Source organism: Lacibacter sp. (assembly GCF_057361365.1).
The window spans coordinates 83,759-102,155 of sequence record NZ_JBMQSG010000011.1; the positions used below are offsets into that span (position 1 = coordinate 83,759).

Consider the following 18,397-nt stretch of genomic DNA (forward strand, 5'->3'; position numbering starts at 1 on the left):
GTTAAAATCGAAAGTTGATGTTTTAGAATTTCACATTTAAGCCGAACGTATACACTTTGTATAAGGGTACATTTTGATCAGTATTTCTTCCCCTGGCTCTTTCTGGATCAAAATTTTCCAGCTTTGTAAATGTGAGAATGTTCTGTCCGCTTAAGAACACCCGCAGTTTTGATATTCCTACTTTATTTGTTAACGAAGCAGGAAGTGAATATCCAATTTCCAGATTCTTCATTCGTAAGTACGAAGCATCTTTGATATAGAATGTTGAGATTAATGCGTTACTATAACCACCTAATCGTGGAAGTTCAGTTGAAGGATTTGTTGGTGTCCAACGATTAAGCCAATAGGTTAAGGCATTGTTTCTGTCTCCTTCAAATGGCAGTTGTCCATTATCATAAAATATACGGTCAACATTTCCTAAGCCTTCAAAAACAACATTCAGATCAAAACCTTTGTAATCAATATTTGCGTTGAAATTGTAAACCCATGAAGGATAGGGATTGCCGATAATTGTTCTGTCCTGTTCGTTTATTACACCATCCGGTTTGCCATTGGCACCAGATATATCGGCATATTTAATATCGCCGGGTTTAGTTAATGCAGGATTACTAAACTGCTTTGGAGAATTTGTTATTTCGTCGGCTGTTTGAAAAATGCCGATGGCTTTATAACCATAATAAGCGTTATAGGGAACACCCACACGCACAATACTAATTCCACTAATACTTTCTAAACCACGATCTCCTAATCCTGTTACTTCGTTGTCGGCAAACTTAGTAATGCTACCACCAACACTATAATTAAATCCACCTTTCAGTCTGTCACGGTAGTTTAATACAACTTCAACACCCCTGTTGAGCATGCTGGCTGCGTTGATGGCTGCCAGGTTTGATACACCGATAGAAGCAGGAACCGGGAAATTGCTATACAGCAGATCATAACTTTCACGATTAAAGTAATCAGCAGTTACAGAAAGTTTGTTTCTGAAAAATCCTGCATCAAGACCAATGTCGTATTGCTTAATTGTTTCCCATTTCACATTTGGATTGGCTAGTCTTGTTAGTGCTGCACCACTTACAATGCTTGTTCCGAGAAAATAATCTAAACTAACATTATAGGTTTGGGCATAGAGGTAATTATCAATGTTATCATTTCCCGTAATTCCCCAGCTTGCTCTTACCTTAAGATCAGATAACCATTTTACACGGCTGAGAAATTTTTCCTGGCTCATTCTCCAACCAACAGATGCAGAGGGGAAATTTCCATACCTGTTTGCAGAAGAAAATCTTGATGAAGCATCTCTTCTCATGTTAAATTCAAAAAGATATTTGCCATCATAGATATAGTTGATCCTGGAGAATAAAGACTGCAATGCAAACTCTGAAGAACCGCCCCCAACATTTGGCTCTAATACTCCCCCTGCATCAAACTCCTGCAAACCATCAGTTGGAAAATTCTTTAACGAACCGGAAAATCCATCATTACGTCCATACTGAACCGAATGCCCTAACAGTACAGATAGGTCGTGATTTGATTTGAATGTGTGATGATAACGCAGAATATTTTCATTCAACAACCGGTAGTTAAACGCCGTGGTATTCGACAACGAGTTGATAGGCGTTTCAGAAATAATCTGCCCGGCCCAATCAACTGTTTTATTACGGGGAACGAAATCAGATTCCTGTGTGGTAAAAATGTTGAAGCTACCACTGGTTTCAAATGAAAGATCTTTTGTAATATTTGCTGTTACACCAAAACGATTGGCAAAATTGAGATCATCGCTTGTGCTGGTTCCCAACTCACCTCTTCTTATTGCATTAGTTATTGGAAAGCTAGCATTATACGCTCCATCTACTGTACCATACTCTCCACTTGAATAATAAACAGGTACAGTTGGTGTTGAACGTTGGAACTGATTGATAATTCCTGTTTCACCAGTTATGGCATTGGCTCCACCTGTTGGGCCCGTAAAGCGTGACCAATAAGCATTAAACGAGTTTGATAATGAAAGCCATTTTTTTACTTGTGAATTTAAGTTCAAACTCATGTTGTAACGATTGGATTTGAACTTACCCTTGACAACTGCTTCCTGGTTTAAATATCCAAATGAAGCACGATAAGTTGTTTTATCGTTACCACCGCTGAATGAGATGTAATGATTTTGTATGGGTGCCTTACGTAAAATTTCCCGTGCCCAATTGGTATTCGAAAAACGATCAGGGTCTGTGCCATCACGCATTGCAAGAATATTGGCAGGACTGTATCTTGGCAACGCACCACTCCTGTTAAAAAGCGCTTCGTTCATGAGAGTGGCGTAGTCCATTGCATTTAAATATCTTGGTACTACTGTTACTTCCTGGTATCCAAAGTAGTTGTTATAAACTACATTCATTGATCCGCTTTTTCCTTTTTTGGTGGTTACGATCACCACGCCATTTGCGCCACGGGCACCATAGATAGCTCCTGCTGATGCATCTTTTAAAACGGAAATACTTTCAATGTCGGACGGAGCAAGACTGTTAAACACAGTCAAACTTTCATATTGAATATTATCAATAACTATCAAAGGAGTTGTTGAACCAAATGATCCGATGCCCCTGATAGTGATGCTTGAGCCGTCGGCACCGGGCAAACCAGTTCCCTGTGTTAATTGAACACCTGAAAACTTGCCATACATTAACTGTCCTGAATTGGTAACGGGTTGGTTAACTGATTCACTTAGTTTTAATGTTTGTGTGGCGCCTGTTTGATTCACTTTTTTCTGTGTCCCATAACCTACCACTACAACATCTTGCAATGATGAAGCTTCCGGTTCTAATTTAATAGCCATAGAAGATGAACCATCCCATGTTAATGTGTAAGCCTGGTAACCCACACTACTGAACACAAGGACAGGTTTGCTTCCGGTAACATTTAAAGTGAAAAATCCTTTGTTATTGGTTGTTGTTCCTTTGTCTGAACCTTGCTGAACAACTGACACACCTGCAACAGGCGTGTTATCTGCAGCATTTATTACAGTACCGGTTGCAGTTGTTGATTGCGAAAAAGATTGCAGGTTCAATAAAAATAAGAAGCAGAATAAACCAATGTGAGTGGGCAAATACCGTTTTAGCACAAGCATCGTTTCAGTTTTAGTTTGATTTACAATTACGCAACTAAGTAACCAACAATATTCCATTTACCTGGTGGGTAAGCACTTCAAAAAAGAGGTGCTTTCAGGTCATCGTAATGAATGCTGTGTGTTTGAAACAGGAAGCCGTTTTTATAAGTGTTTTACTTTTTCTTGGGGCAAGTCTTAAACTTCTAAACAAACAATGCGGCAGATTGATCGGGATATTTCCTGGGGTAAGGGTTTTAGTTCGAACTAAGTACTTCAATTAGCTTTTATGGTCAATTTTTCAATTGACATATTGCAGTTGCATTGAATGTTTACTACATCCTGATAACCGAAAGTTCATGTATAGAAGGAAGAGCTGATGCGTTTGTTATCTTTAATCTAAGCTTACTTGTTTTAAAGTTGCGTGGCAGCTTTATCACTTTGCAATCACCCATCGTTTCAGTACCTAAATAAATTGTTTTCCATTCGGCATTCTTTAAAATATCAATGCTGTAAGCTTTTATTCTTCCTGTTCTTATTTGTGAAAATCCATCAGGTAAATTTTTAGTATCCTGGTATTCAAATATGCTGATTTTATTAAATGCTTCTGCGGGATTGAGTTCGATTGTAAGTTCGGCTAGTGTATCGGCCGCCATCCAACGGCTATCAAGATTACCATCGTTTACAAATGATGTACCGTAGCTGTTCTCTTTATCTGCAAACGTATTTGATGCAGCAACAGGTTTTAAAAGTGAAATAAATTTTCCGTTTTTAGGGAGTGGTTTATTTGAAGATAAGCCTAATCGTTTTCCCAATTCAATTACTGCAAGTGCTTCATATTCTCTTATCCTGCCTGTTTTATCGGGTGGTACATTAATCACTAATGAATTATCATTATCTGTACACCAGTAAAATAATTCCTGCAGTTCATCCAATTCTCTTACCGGAAGCTGTGCTGATTTTTGAAACCAGTTCCACCTGCTGCTGAGACAAATTGTATGTTCATACGGCAGGTAATACGATTTGCCTTGATGCAGATATTGCTTTTTATCAAATTTGGTGATGATCTTTGGATCCCACAATCTAAAATCGCTCGGGAAATAATGAAAGAAATATTTATTGTCTTCTGTCATAGATGAAGGCAATGTAAATTTTCGTTTGCCTACTTCATTTACAATGGTATGGTTTACGCTTACCGCACATTTGGGGTTATACTGTTTCACCAATTTATAGATCTGATCAATGCCCCAGTCAGAAGGATGTCTCTTCCAGCCGCCATCGAGCCAGAGTTCGCAAATAGAACCATAGTTGCTGAACAATTCGTTAAGTTGGTTGAGCATGTAGTCAATATATTTCTGCGGATTTGTGTCGTTACACGAAGGTTCATGTCTGTCCCAAAGTGAATAATAAATAGCAAACTGCAGTCCGTATTTTTTGCAAGCATCAGCAACGGCTTTTACCACATCTGTTTTAACCGGTGATGAAGCAACATCGTATTGGGTGTACTTGCTATCCCACAAACAAAAACCATCGTGATGTTTTGTAATGAGCAATACGTAACGGAAGCCTGCTTCTTTTGCAGTACGCACCCATTGATCAGGATCAAGTTGCGTGGGATTATATGCACTTGCAGCTGTTGTACCATCCGACCATTCAAGATCTGTAAAAGTATTCACTCCGAAATGGATGAACATGCCGTACCCACGTTTGATCAATTCTTTTTGTGCAGCATTCGGTGTAGTGGCTGGTTGTAATATTTGTGCGTTAGAAATAAAACCTGCAATTGTCAGCTGCAAAAGAATGATTGCCTGGCGGTATGATGTTTTCACACTTTTTTTATCAATCATACAGCTATCATTATTTCGTTACAACTGTTACAACCGCTGTTTTTAATCCCGGTGATGAAGCTTCTATCTTCACCTGGCCGGCCTCTCCTTTCTTACTTTTGATCACCAGTAAACACAAACCATTAAATGCCTTCCGGTAATTGGCCTGGAATGGTTCAGTCGAAGCAGCATTCCCGTTATCAACGGCCGCTATTGTTGCGGGGCCAGTTACCTTAAAGTCAATTTTATTATCAGTAAGCGGACAGAAATTTCCATTTTCATCTTCAATTTTTACTGTTACAAACGACAGATCATATCCATCTGCGCTAATTAGTTTTCGATCGGGCATTAACCTGATCTGGTTTGGATTCTTTGCTGTGTTGATTACTTTAACAGCCGCTTGCTTTCCATCTTTGTACGCAATAATTTTTATTTCACCTTTTTCATAAGGCACATTCCAGTTGAGACGATAAGGCGAATCAAAATATTTGGGCCTGTTTTTCCATGCAAAGAATGAAACAGGGATACTTGTTTTATCAACACCCATCTTTTTTCTTCCGTATGATTTACCATTTACAAATAATTCTGCCTCATCGCAATTGGTGTAACAGTACACAGGTATTTCTGCCATGCCACTTCCTTCCCAGTTCCAATGCGGTAAAAGATGAACCATTGGTTTAGTAGTCCAGCGGCTTTGGTATAAATAAAAACGATCTTTCGGAAAACCTGCAAGATCAACTGCACCGAAATAAGAACTACGTGAGGGCCAATCAACATCCCAGTTGCCGTGTGTAAGATTATCTTTTCCTCCATAAGGCGTTGGCTCCCCTAAATAATCAAAACCTGTCCATACAAATTCCCCAATTACATTAGGCAAAGAATCCTGGAAATGAAATTCAACATCGGGAGGATAAGCCCAGCTGGGACTTTGATTATCATAACTGCTCACTTGCAACGATGAATGCTTATCATACTTTTCCAATGGCAAATGATACACCCCTCTCGACGAAACACAAGATGCAGTTTCTGATCCGTACACAATCCAATCTTTATACTGTGCCATTGTTGAAGCGTAGTCCGCAGGTTTGTAGTTGGCACCTACTAAATCAATTTGAGCAGCAAGACCGTTTTTAATTGCTGCAGCAAAATTGTTGAAGCCTGCTGTTGTTGGCCTGTCGGGATCTTCTTCTTTACAAATTTTTGCAAGTTCTCTTGCTATGAGATAACCATCTTCTTTATTTTGTTCCCTTATTTCGTTGCCAATACTCCACATAATAATCGATGGCCGGTTCCTGTCACGACGAATCATATCTCGCAAATCCTGTTCATGCCATTGAGCCCAGTACTTACTGTAATCATTTTCTACTTTGGGCATTTCCCAACAATCAAAAGCTTCCTCCTGTACTAAAAGTCCCATCTTATCACATAGATCCAGTTGCTCAGGCGATGCAGGATTATGTGATGTGCGAATGGCATTCACTCCCATTTCTTTCATGATTTGCAATTGTCGCTCGGTTGCCCTGTAATTAACAGCTGATCCCAATGCACCAAGATCATTATGCAAACAAACACCTTTCAGTTTTACCCGTTTATCGTTTAAAAAGAAACCTTCCCTTGAATACCTGATTGTACGTATACCAAAATTTTCTACATACCTGTCAACAGCAGTATTGTTATTGTAGATGGTTGTAATGCTTTTGTAGAGATGTGGTGTTTCCATATCCCATAGGCTGGGATTTTTAATATCCAGCTCATGGATAATTTTTTCTTCGCTTTTTGTAAAGCTGAATTTGCTCATAGCACTTGCAACTTCAGATCCCTTAGCATCTACAATGCTCGTCTTGATTTGATAATTTCCTGCTTTATTTTTTTGATTACCGGAAACCGTTGTCTCAACTTTCACCTTTGCGATAGATTTTGTAACTACAGGTGTGGTAATATGGTTTCCCCAATGTTTCACATGCAGGGGGTTTTTAATTTCCATCCACACATTTCTATAAATACCTGCGCCGGGGTACCATCTCGAAGAAAGTCTTTCCGGATTCACTTTTACTGCAATTAAATTTTCACTATCGTATTTAATATACGGAGTAATGTCAACTTCAAAACCGATGTAGCCATAAGGTCGTTCGTATACTTTTTGTCCATTGACGTAGATAGATGAGTTGTACATAATACCATCGAACTCAAGTGTAACAATTTTTCCTTTTGCCGATGCATCTATTTTGAAGTGTTTTCGATACCAGGCTTTATCAAAAATGGGAAGCCCACCAGTGCGTGGATTATACTCTGGTTTAAAAGGGCCTTCAATTGCCCAGTCGTGGGGCAGCGATAGTTTTCGCCAATCTGAATCTTTATATTTTATTTGAAAAGCTGTTGAATCTGTTGATTTATTAAACAACCATCCTTCATTAAACGAAAATCGTTTTCTCAATGAGCCTTGGGCCGAAAGAAAATGACACAGGAATACACCTATCAATAGAAGCATGCTTCTACACAAGAGTCGATGGCTCATTAGTAGTTTATTTTTTTAGATTATTGCTTATAGCCCGGATTGGCGGTAAAGCCACCTGCCTTATTGGACGCAAGCCACAAGTCGAGTTGTTTTTTCAATTGCTTTGCCAGTTGAACATTTTCAGCAGCGATGTTTTTCTTTTCACTTATGTCAACTGAAATATCAAACAATTCAATACTGTCATCTTCGTAATTATAGATCAACTTGTACTTTCCTTTCCTTATTGCCGCACCTGGCTTTCCTCCCTGGTTACTGTAATGCGGGTAATACCAATACAATGTTCTGTTTGAGGATTTGGTAGGGTTTGATAACAGTTTCAATATATTTTCACCTTCAACAGCTGTTTCCTTTTTATAATTTTTGTTGATGGCGGTAACAACGGTAGAAAAAATATCAGACGTTGTCACAGATATATCTGAAACAATATTTTGTTGCAGCTTATCATTCCAGTACATAATCATGGGTACTCTTATTCCTCCTTCATACAGCCAGCCTTTGCCTGCTCTTAATGGAGCATTGGTAGTGGGACTGCCTTCCGCTGTACTCAATCCACCGTTATCTGATGTAAAAATGATCAACGTATTTTCCAGCAATCCTCTATCTTTTAGTGATTGGATGATTCGCCCAATATTCCAATCCATATTTTCGATCATAGCAGCATACACAGCATGATCTTGAACCAATCGTTGTTTCCAATCAGTTTGATTCTTCATCCATGCTTCATCTTTTATGAACCGGTCTTTATCGGTGTACCCAAGCCGTTCTTGTTTCTCTTTATACTTTTTAATTAAAGCTGCTGGTGCCTGCAGCGGATTATGCACTGCATATAAAGAATACATCAGGAAAAATGGCGATTGCTTTTCTTTTTGAATAAAACTGATGCATTCATTCGCAAGCCGGTCGGTAATGTATTCTCCTGCGGGACCATCGGTTAATGTCGGGTTATTGTACGGCGTAAAATAGCCACCAATAGTATCATTGATTTTTCCGTAAGGGCCTCCCTTGCTCCAGCCACCAAAATTTGTTTGAAAACCATGATTCAGTGGCCAGTATTTTTCTTCTTCACCTAAATGCCATTTACCTGCAAAAAATGTTTGATACCTATTCTTTAAAGCATGTTCAGCAATAGTATTTTCATTAAGAGCTAATTCAAAAGCCGTAGCAGGTGTAATCAGTTTTTCAAATGATTTTGCATTACCGTTTTCCTGTCTGCCTTTAATCCAGTCTGTAACTCTTGTGTTGATCGGATTTTTTCCCGTCATCATACTCGAACGAGTAGGACTGCATACAGGACTTGTAGCATAACCATTTGTGAACTTTACTCCTTTCTTTGCCAACGCATCAAGATTGGGCGTTTCATAAAACGTACTACCATAGCAGGAAAGATCTTTCCAACCTAAATCATCAGCAAGTATAACAATGATGTTTGGTTTGCTCTGGCTCTGTTGTGCTACAGCTGTAAGTGTTAACGTTAAGCTGCAAATAGTAACAAGCAGATATTTTATGATAGTGTGCATTTAATGAAAGAAGGAAGGGTCAAAATCAATATTTTTAATTGCTGCCTTGTTTAATTTTTCCCAGCAGTGCCTGCATCTCTTTCACTTTTTCAGGATGTGCAGCTGCTACATTTTTTGTTTCACCCGGATCGTCAGTTAAATTATACAATTGCGGTTCAGGCAAATTGCCCAGTTCAGTATTTGTATCCTTGTTAATCTTTGGACCTTTTGATGGTTCAATATATTTCCAGTTACCAACCAGTAACGAAAGTGTTGAGTTGATTGATTGCTCAACTAAATATTCACGGTGCTTTGTTGTTTGATTGAGTAAAACGGGCAAATAGTTTTTACTGTCTGGTGCCTGCCCTGCTTCAACCTTCACTCCTGCTAGTTTGGCGAGGGAAGCATATAGATCAACCTGGCTGAATAGTGCATCATTTATTCTACCTGGTTTTATTGTTCCTTTCCAACTTACAATAAACGGAACTCTGGTGCCCGCTTCAAATGCGCTGTATTTGCCACCACGATAAATGCCACCCGGTTTATGATTTCCCAATTTTTCAACAGCTTCATCTTTATAACCATCATCAATTACCTGCCCGTTGTCACTTGTAAAAATGATGAGTGTGTTTTCGAGCAACCCATTTTTATTCAACACTTCTTCTAATTGACCAACCGTCCAGTCTAATTGCAACAAAACATCACCTCTTGGCCCCATACCGCTTTTGCCAACAAATTTTTCATTTGCAATACGTGGTACATGTATATCATGTGTTGAGAAATACAAAAAGAAAGGATTTGCTTTTTGTTGTGTGATATAAGCCGTTGCCTTTTGCAAAATGATATTCGCAAAATCTTCATCTTTCCAGAGTGCAGCATTGCCACCAGTCATGTAGCCAATACGACTGATACCATTAACAATCGTCATATCATGCCCATGTGATGGTTGCATTCTCAACAACTCAGGATTCTTTTTACCTGTTGGTGCATTTGGATCAAGCGGACCTGTATAACTGACTTTTATCGGATCATTTTTATCTAGATTAACCACCTGTTGGTTTTCTACAAATACGCAGGGCACACGATCACCAGTTGCCGGAATCAGGAATGAATAATTGAACCCGATCTCCGCCGGGCCAGGCGTTATTTTTTCATTCCAGTTAATTCCTTTTGCATCGCCAAGACCAAGATGCCATTTGCCGATCACTGCAGTGTTATATCCTGCTTTTTGTAACATCCCCGGCAATGTCGTGGTGGTAACAGGAATCAATAAAGTTGCATCACCAGGAGCAATACCTGTTCCTTCTTTGCGCCACGCATATTTCCCTGTAAGTAATGAAAAGCGTGAAGGCGTGCAGGTGGCAGATGTTGCGTGCGCATTGGTGAAACGCACACCATTCTTTGCCAACCGATCGATATTTGGTGTGGCAATAGCTGAAGTGCCGTAAGCACTTACATCACCATAACCAAGATCATCTGTATAAATTAAAATGATGTTTGGCTTTTTAGTTTTTGCAGTTTGCCCATGCACTGCAATGCTAATTGAAAGGACAAGTATTCCAAGCAAGAATCGTTTGTTCATTATCTTCTTATATTGTTTAGAAACAAGCTTAGTTCTAAGTAAAAGCTAAATTATCGCATGCTTTGATACCTTTTATTTCAAAAAAGGGGTGCTGACGTGGCATTTACAAAATTCCCGAGCGACCGAAATCATCTCCGTTGTTAATTCTATTTCTTATACTCCGAGGGAGAAACATCAAATTGTTCCTGGAATCGCTTCCTGAAATATTTAATATCATTAAAGCCAGATTCATAAGCGGCTTCGGTTACGGAGTAATTACCACTTTCCAAAAGTTTCGCAGCATAATTCAAACGGGCCGTGCGGATAAATTCATTTCCCGACATACCTGTAACAGCTTTTAGTTTCCGGTAAAAAGTTGACCTGCTCATAAACATGAGGTTTGCAAGATCATCGTTATTGAAGTTCCCGTTTGAAATATTTTCCTCCACAAGTTTCATCAGCTTCACCAAAAATTCTTCTTCAAACGTTTTTATTTCGAAATTGCCTGTGCCCAGGAAAATGCGTTTTGCATAAAATTCTTTCAGCGTGTTTCTCGAATTAATAAGGTTATGAACATGTACCAGCAACAGCTGCGAGTTAAATGGCTTGGGCAAATACACATCGGCTCCTTCACGAATACCTTGCACATGGTGCGCCATATCCGACAATGCGGTTAGCAGAATAATGGGTATGTGCGATGTGTCCTTATCAGACTTTAATTTCTTACATAATTCAATGCCATCCACTTCAGGCATCATTACGTCACTTACAATCAAATCTGGAATTGTTTCAAATGCTTTTTCAATACCCTCTCTGCCATTTGTTGCTGTAACAATTTTAAACGACGGAGCTAAAATTTCATAGATGTACTGCAGCATATCCGACTCATCTTCCACCACCAGTATAATCGGAAGATCTTGTTCCTGGCTGATGTGATCAATTTCTTCAGGCATAAAAACTGAATTTAAATTTGTTTCAATGTTTTGGGCGGTATAATTCAACGGTTCTGCAGAAATATTCAACAAAGATTCATTAATTTTTGAAGCTGGCAGCGTTACAGTAAATAAGCTCCCGTGTGTTCCGTCACTTTCAGCAACGATTGTTCCACCATGCAGCTCAGTTAATTCTTTTACAAACGAAAGACCAATGCCGGTTCCTGAAATGGTAGTAGCATCTTCTGCCCTTCCCCTGTAAAAGCGATCAAATATCCGGTCGATTTCATTGGCAGGGATTCCACTCCCGGTATCACTGATTTTTATTTCACATGATTGGTCGGCATTTTTCTTTACGTTGAATGTGATGCTTCCGCCATTAGGTGTGAACTTAAATGCATTCGATAATATATTAAACAAGATGATCTCAAGTTTGTTGGGATCGAACGTAAACGAAAGATATTTTTCCGATGCATTAAAACTGTAATGAATATTTCTACGACTTGCTTCATCATTAAAAAGAATATAGATGTCATGGCAAAATGAAACAATCTCTCCCGGTTGCAAGGAAAGTTTTAAACTTCCGGCTTCTGCTTTCTGAAAGTCCAGTAACTGATTTACCATCCGCAACATCCGCTTTGATTGCTTTTGAATTAAACGCAGACTTTTTTCCGTTTGCGCTTCAAACTTCTTCCTTTGCAGCAAATCATCCAAGGGACCAAGGATCAGCGTTAACGGAGTGCGGAACTCGTGCGAAATATTTGTAAACAACCTCTCCTTAAAATCAGATAATTTATTTTCCTGTTGCCTTGCAAGCTTGCTAAGTGTTAGTTGATTCTTCAATGCAACCTGTCGCAAACCTAAATAGCGTGTTAGCCAAAGAAGAAAAATAAATACAGCGATGTAAATACTATAAGCCCACCATGTTTTCCATGGCGGAGGAAGAATTTTAATTGTTAATTGGTGCGGAGTCGGGTTCCAGGTTTTATCGCTGTTTGTTGCTTTAACCTTTAACCTGTAAGTGCCAGGCTTCAGGTTTGTAAATGAAACCAGCCTGCTATTACCCGCATAAACCCACTCTTGATTAAAACCTTCCAGCTTATACATATACTCATTCTTGTCCGGCGCATGATAATCCAGCGCAGCAAATTCAATAGAAAAAATATTTTCTTTATGGTTGAGCGTTATACTTTCGGTTTCGTAAAACGGTTTATTCAGAATAGAACTATCTGTTTTTCCGGTGCCAAATTCGTAAGGAATATTGTTGACTCTTAAATTGGTGAAGTAAATTGGCGGATAAAACTGGTTGATTCGAATACTGTCAGGAAAAAAGTAAGTTAAGCCTTCAAGGCCGCCGAAATAAAAACGACCACTTGCATCTTTAGAAGATGCGTTTTCAGAAAAAACAATTGACTGCACAGCATCACGTTTATCAAAAACAGCAAAGGAGTTATTTGTTTGATTAAAGCGAACGATGCCTTTGTTTGTGCTCGCCCAGATATTTCCTTTTTCATCAGGAATAACGGCGTGAATATAATCGCTTGGCAGACCTTCTTTGGTTGTAAAACTTTTCACCTGTAACCTGCTGCCATCATAACCTGTAATTTTATTTAATCCATATTGTGTGCCTGCCCAAATGTTTCCAAATTTATCTTCCGCCAAACAAAGGATGGTATTGTTGCTGATGGAGTTTTTATATTCATCTGTTTGGTTGAATACCTGGAACTGATCTGTTGATGGTTGATACAGGTGAAGTCCTTTATATGTTCCTACCCACAATCTTTTTTTAGAATCAACCAACAAACAACTTACCCGTTCGTTTTGCAAAGCTCCTTTTACACCATATGCAGGCAGGTAATTTTTAAATAGCGGCTTATTGTTTTTATCGAAACCGGAAATATAACTCAGACCGCTTTCCTGTGTTCCGATCCATATTCTGCCAGAAGAATCTTTTACAATTTGCGTGGTCTTTCTTCCGCTGATGGATGCAGAATCATCAGGCTTCGGTACAAACACATCATAAGTGCCAACCTTCTGCCCTTTGTTTAAAATGCGGATCAATCCTTTATTTGTACTCACCCATAAATAATCGGCTTCCTGCAGAAACGAACGACTTTCATAAGGCAAAGCAGGAGTAATATTTGTTTCGTTATTATCAACATTTACTTCTGTGAATGTTTTCCAATTGATTGAATATTGAATGCCGCCACCTTTTGTTCCCAGCCACAGTTTATTGAATGGATCTACATAAACAGAAAGCACATGTGTACTTCCCAACAAAGAATTGATTTTGTTTTCGTAACCGATGTTTGAAAACTTTTTCTGTTTCAGATCGAATTTAAAAACACCCGACCCATCGGTTCCAATCCATAATAAACCCGAAGGATCTTCCTGTATAGTTAAAATGATCTGGTTATCGTTTGTATAAATCCCCGGAATGTTTAAAACGATTTTTTCAAAGGTCTCAGTCTTGTGGTCGAAACGGTTTAAGCCCCCACCCCAGGTACCAACCCATAGTGTGCCTTTGGAATCGAGAAGGATACGGTAGGTATTGTTTGCGCTTAATGAAGCTGCATTGTTTTTTTGATGACGGTAATTCTTAAACTCTTTTGTTGACAGGTTGAATTGAAGCAAGCCTTCGTTCCATGTGCCCAACCATAAACAGTTATTGGCCTTGTCATTTACAATGGAAGTAATGTTTATACCGTTAACGCCGAAATTATAAGAAACATCGTTAACCAGTTTTTCATTTAAATGCTTCAGCCCGCTGTTTGTGGCCAGCCAATAACCTGCATTGCCATCCGGTTGTATATCGAATGTTTTCCAGACACTATTTAAAATTTTGAATGCGCCGGTTTTTTTATCGAGGTATTGAAAACCTTTCCATGTTCCGATCAATAATTTTTCATTGTCGGTATCTAATAAGGAAAGAATATAATCGGCATTAAAGCCAGTATTGTTGGGGTTGTTATTTGTATAGTTTGCTATTTTACCTGTCTTAAGATCATAGCTACTTAGCCCGCCCGACTTTGTGCCAATCCAGATATTATTGTGTTTGCCACTTTGCAGCACTTCAATCGACTGACTTAAGAGATTGCTTCCCTTCCCGAAATCATTTTTCAACAATTTCATTTCATAACCATCAAAGCGTTGCAGTCCGCCTCTTGTACCAAACCAGATGAATCCATTTTTATCCTGAATGATGGAAGTAACTTCATTATTCACCAATTCATCTGTAATGCTGATAAACGAATTGGCCTGTTGCGTGTAACCGGCGAAGTTTACAGCAAGAAGAAACAGCAGGCAAGCATATTTTTTTATAGAGGAAGACAAAGCATTTCTAAATTAATCGTTAACCCGAACTTACAATTTAGATGAATTCCATGTTAGTTAGAGATATTTAAAAGCTTGCTACAAACAACTATAAAAATAACAACAACGAAATAAACAGAAGCACCAGCAAAAAATAAATTACTGCAAGCTTTATGTTTAGCCGTTGATTGTTTTTTTCAATATTCTCACTTTTTTGTTTAGTAATCATACGATTGTGCTATTTATCAGGTTAAAAGCGGCGTCTTTGTTAAACGAAAATTTACAATTGCCGTAAAATGCTGCTGTGTATTAATCTAATTTTAATAAGAGTACTGTCTCTGTCAATTTGATGAATGTTGTTTTTGCTGAGATCTTTTCTCACGCTCATATAGCTCCTCCTGGTTCAAACCATAAAAAATGGGAGCAACAGTTGTTGCCGCCCACTTTCGCCGTTGCTGTTCGAATCTTGTAAGCTTGTTTTTATCTTCAATATTTTTTTTCTCTTCGATGTCGGTTTTCAAATTGTATAAACTAAAAACCGAATCTTTTATCACTACTTCTTTCAACCCTGATTGATGAAGCACTGCAAAATTTCGTTGATCGTATTGCTGCCAAAACAAATACTCATGCGGTGCGCCTTGCTTTGTACCTTTTAAATAAGGAATGAGATTTACACCGTCTAAGTTATTCTTAGGCGCTGCAGCGTTTTTGATATTTGTTGCAACGGTTGCAAAAATATCAAGCGAGATAACCGGCAGATCGTAATGGATACCTGCCTTGATGTGCGCCGGCCATTGCATGGCAAAGGGTACACGAATTCCTCCTTCATACAATGATCCTTTGCCTGCACGAAGCAAGCCGTTATCACTGGCATTATCCGCTTTAGGCCCTCCGTTATCTGAAAGAAAAATAACGATGGTGTTTTCTATAAGGTTTAATTGTTGCAGCTTATCAAGTACGGTACCTATGCCATCATCTACTGCACTAACCATTGCTGCATATGTTTTACGTTTCGGATTTTTGATGTGATCAAAACGATTCAGATATTTTGGCGTTGCCTGCAGAGGAGCATGTGGTGCATTATAAGCGAGGTAAAGAAAAAACGGCTGCTGTTTGTTTCGATTAATAAATGAAACTGCTTCTCTCGACAATGCATCCGTTAAATATTCCGACTCTTCCACGACTTTTTCATTGCGGATGAGTTTGGTGCGGTAACTCTGTCCCTCGTCTTTGGCACTATCAGGATTCAGAATGGTATAATCTTCGGGCATATAGCGATGTCCTCCTCCGAGGAAGCCAAAAAATTCATGGAACCCACGTTTCCATGGGCGAAATTTTTCATGTACACCTAAATGCCATTTGCCAATGCCCATTGTAATATAACCGCTTTGCTGCAAGAGTTCCGGTAATGTCTGTTCAGTAAGTGGCAGGCCAATGGTTTCATCGAATGGGCGATACAACGGGTTACGGCTGTAACCAAAACGATCCTGGTATCGGCCAGTGATGAGACCTGCACGACTGGGCGCACAAACCGCATAGCTAACATAACCGTTGGTAAAAACAACTCCGTTTTTTGCAATTCGATCAATGTTTGGTGTTGGAATATCTTTACAACCATTAAAACCAACATCAGCATAACCCTGATCGTCGGTAAGAATAATAATAACATTTGGTCTGTCGCTACTAACTGCTATTTCCTGTCTTGAACTTTTTGTAAAAGCCCAGGCCGTCGCTATCAGCAGCAATGCAGATAATCCTACGATGTTTTTCTTAATTCTTCTTTTGTTCACTCGTTGTTGTTTGGAATGATTTCTTTTTACCCTCAGTCAATTCAATGGCACCTATATCTGGTTTTCCTTCAATAGAATTTCCAAGGATATCGTATTCCACTTTCAAACCTATGCGTATACCAACGCTGTCGTTTGGAATTGGCTGAACAGTTATTCCTTTGTTGAGAATAAGTTTTTTATTTGAAGGCAAATAATTTTTTGCTAATACACCCCCGATGCTTTTGAACAAAGGATCACCAATGATTGGAGCTGCATCCTGTAAAGGAATATCTGTTGGCCAGTTATCTCTACGTAAAAAAAGATTATTGACAAATACAACATTGGGGACACCATCAACATCCACTTCTTTTTTCTTCTGATCACCGGCAACAGTTTGGGCAGCTGTTTCAAAATAGAAAACATTATTGGTAATCAGCACTCCATCTGCACTACTGCTCACTGCTATCTTCGGAATAATATTAGCAGCAACATAAATGGTATTGTTGTAGAAATAACTATTATATGGGCCAGCATTTTTCTTTTGATCGCCCTGGTAACCGCTTAGCCAGAAAATTTTTCCTTCCTGGAAAGCTCCGTTTTGTCCTTTTACACGATAGCCATCATTAATGCTGATATTATAACGGTAAGCACAATTATAATTGTTGCCAAGAATTTCGCAGAAGCCTCCGGCATTGTTAGCACTTACGTTATACTGGATCACCACATCATTGCAATTGTAATCGATGTGTACGCCTGCAGAATCACCGGGACCGTTAGCATTCTCAAATCGATTATTTTCTATGAGAATATTGCTGCAACCCCATGTCCACAATCCACTACCTCTTCCCCAGTTTCTGCTATCGGCCGTTGAACCGGAATGATCAATTTTGTTATGATGAATGTGTCCAGCGGTAACACCGGAAAGCTGCATGCCAGGCCCACCTGTCTGATACACGTTGCATTCAGCAATTTCTAATTGCTGAATGCCATTTGCTGTAGCGGTAACTTTAATGCCTGTATGACTAACATTATATACCTCCGACTTTAATATTTTAATATTTTTTAAAGTCCCAGCTTTTGTATTATTGATTACACGAATTCCCCACCCATAACTCTGTGTTCCGTTTGCTGTTTTTATTTCAGCTGCTGAACGTGTAAACCCCCTGGGGTTGTAATAGACATCATGCACAACAACATCTTTCAATGTTATACTTTCAAATGCTTCATCTGTGGTTACTTCAACAAGAATTCCGCAACGCATTTCTGCTTTGTTAGCCGTAACATTCTTTTGATAAGGTAACATACCTGTAAATTCAATGCCGCTTACTTGTACAAAGGAAGAATTTTGAATGAGCAATGCATTTAAGTGTTCCCCTGCATCTAATACAGGCTTTGATTTATTTCCCTTATAAACATAATTGGCAATTACAACAGGATGATGTGCTACGCCTTTTACATTTATAAGCGATAACATACCCTTAAATTTTTGTCCGGAAGCAAAAAGAAGGGAATCGCCAGGTTTTAACTGAATCAACATTACCGGCGATACGGTTTTCCAGGAATTCGTTGGGCTGGTTCCTTTATTTGAATCATCTCCAATTGCTGAGTTGATATAATAGTTTGTGGCTTGCAACGAATTGCTCAGACAAATGAGAAGTGCTAGAAATACTATTTTAATTTTCATTGAACTGATGATTAAAACTTATACGGTGTCAACAACATGCTTGTTAAACCAACAAAGGGTTGTTTATAAACTTTCTAAAGCTAACGGTAACAGGTTTAAAGAGCCGGAAGTATACTTTCAAAAAAGGGGGGCATTCAATTCAAATGCTCATGTCGCAGCGTTTTCCAGCATAATGATTCTAACACTACCAACGAATTTTATTATG

General features: G+C 38.9%; 8 protein-coding genes. All 8 read right to left on the bottom strand.

Going from position 1 to position 18,397, the window contains the following annotated elements; all coding sequences use genetic code 11:
- Positions 1–22: 22 nt before the first annotated feature.
- The 8 genes from ACO1QW_RS10115 to ACO1QW_RS10150 all read right to left on the bottom strand — a co-directional run bounded on the left by ACO1QW_RS10115 (position 23) and on the right by ACO1QW_RS10150 (position 18,192).
- A complete protein-coding gene (locus ACO1QW_RS10115; RefSeq protein ID WP_486258116.1) occupies positions 23–3,121 on the bottom strand; it encodes a SusC/RagA family TonB-linked outer membrane protein in 3,099 nt (1,032 codons plus the stop codon).
- Positions 3,122–3,432: 311 nt separating this feature from the next.
- A complete protein-coding gene (locus tag ACO1QW_RS10120) occupies positions 3,433–4,944 on the bottom strand; it encodes an alpha-L-fucosidase (RefSeq protein ID WP_486258117.1) in 1,512 nt (503 codons plus the stop codon).
- A 10-nt stretch (positions 4,945–4,954) separates the two neighbouring features.
- Positions 4,955–7,438 carry a beta-galactosidase GalB gene (gene galB / locus ACO1QW_RS10125; protein WP_486258119.1) on the bottom strand — a complete coding sequence of 828 codons (2,484 nt, stop codon included), beginning with the start codon at positions 7,436–7,438 and terminating at the stop codon, positions 4,955–4,957.
- A gap of 20 nt (positions 7,439–7,458) precedes the next feature.
- Positions 7,459–8,955 (bottom strand): sulfatase, encoded by a 1,497-nt coding sequence (locus ACO1QW_RS10130; RefSeq protein ID WP_486258121.1) that lies wholly within the window; start codon positions 8,953–8,955, stop codon positions 7,459–7,461.
- A gap of 34 nt (positions 8,956–8,989) precedes the next feature.
- Complete coding sequence (locus ACO1QW_RS10135; RefSeq protein ID WP_486258123.1) at positions 8,990–10,516, bottom strand: sulfatase family protein; 1,527 nt, start codon at positions 10,514–10,516, stop codon at positions 8,990–8,992.
- Between the two features lie 146 nt (positions 10,517–10,662).
- The gene (locus ACO1QW_RS10140) at positions 10,663–14,760 is read right to left on the bottom strand and encodes a hybrid sensor histidine kinase/response regulator transcription factor (protein WP_486258125.1); all 4,098 of its coding nucleotides are present in this window, start codon (positions 14,758–14,760) and stop codon (positions 10,663–10,665) included.
- Between the two features lie 320 nt (positions 14,761–15,080).
- Positions 15,081–16,529, bottom strand: coding sequence for a sulfatase-like hydrolase/transferase (locus ACO1QW_RS10145; RefSeq protein WP_486258127.1), 1,449 nt, complete (start codon positions 16,527–16,529; stop codon positions 15,081–15,083).
- Positions 16,510–18,192 (bottom strand): right-handed parallel beta-helix repeat-containing protein, encoded by a 1,683-nt coding sequence (locus ACO1QW_RS10150; protein WP_486258129.1) that lies wholly within the window; start codon positions 18,190–18,192, stop codon positions 16,510–16,512. The genes ACO1QW_RS10145 and ACO1QW_RS10150 overlap by 20 nt, the downstream gene beginning before the upstream one ends.
- Between the last annotated feature and the right edge of the window lie 205 nt (positions 18,193–18,397).

Excerpts from the sequence above, each read along its gene's own strand:
- ACO1QW_RS10115 (WP_486258116.1), bottom strand. The coding sequence starts at position 3,121 with ATGCTTGTGCTAAAACGGTATTTGCCCACTCACATTGGTTTATTCTGC.
- ACO1QW_RS10120 (WP_486258117.1), bottom strand. The coding sequence starts at position 4,944 with ATGATTGATAAAAAAAGTGTGAAAACATCATACCGCCAGGCAATCATT.
- galB (WP_486258119.1), bottom strand. The coding sequence starts at position 7,438 with ATGAGCCATCGACTCTTGTGTAGAAGCATGCTTCTATTGATAGGTGTA.
- ACO1QW_RS10130 (WP_486258121.1), bottom strand. The coding sequence starts at position 8,955 with ATGCACACTATCATAAAATATCTGCTTGTTACTATTTGCAGCTTAACG.
- ACO1QW_RS10135 (WP_486258123.1), bottom strand. The coding sequence starts at position 10,516 with ATGAACAAACGATTCTTGCTTGGAATACTTGTCCTTTCAATTAGCATT.
- ACO1QW_RS10150 (WP_486258129.1), bottom strand. The coding sequence starts at position 18,192 with ATGAAAATTAAAATAGTATTTCTAGCACTTCTCATTTGTCTGAGCAAT.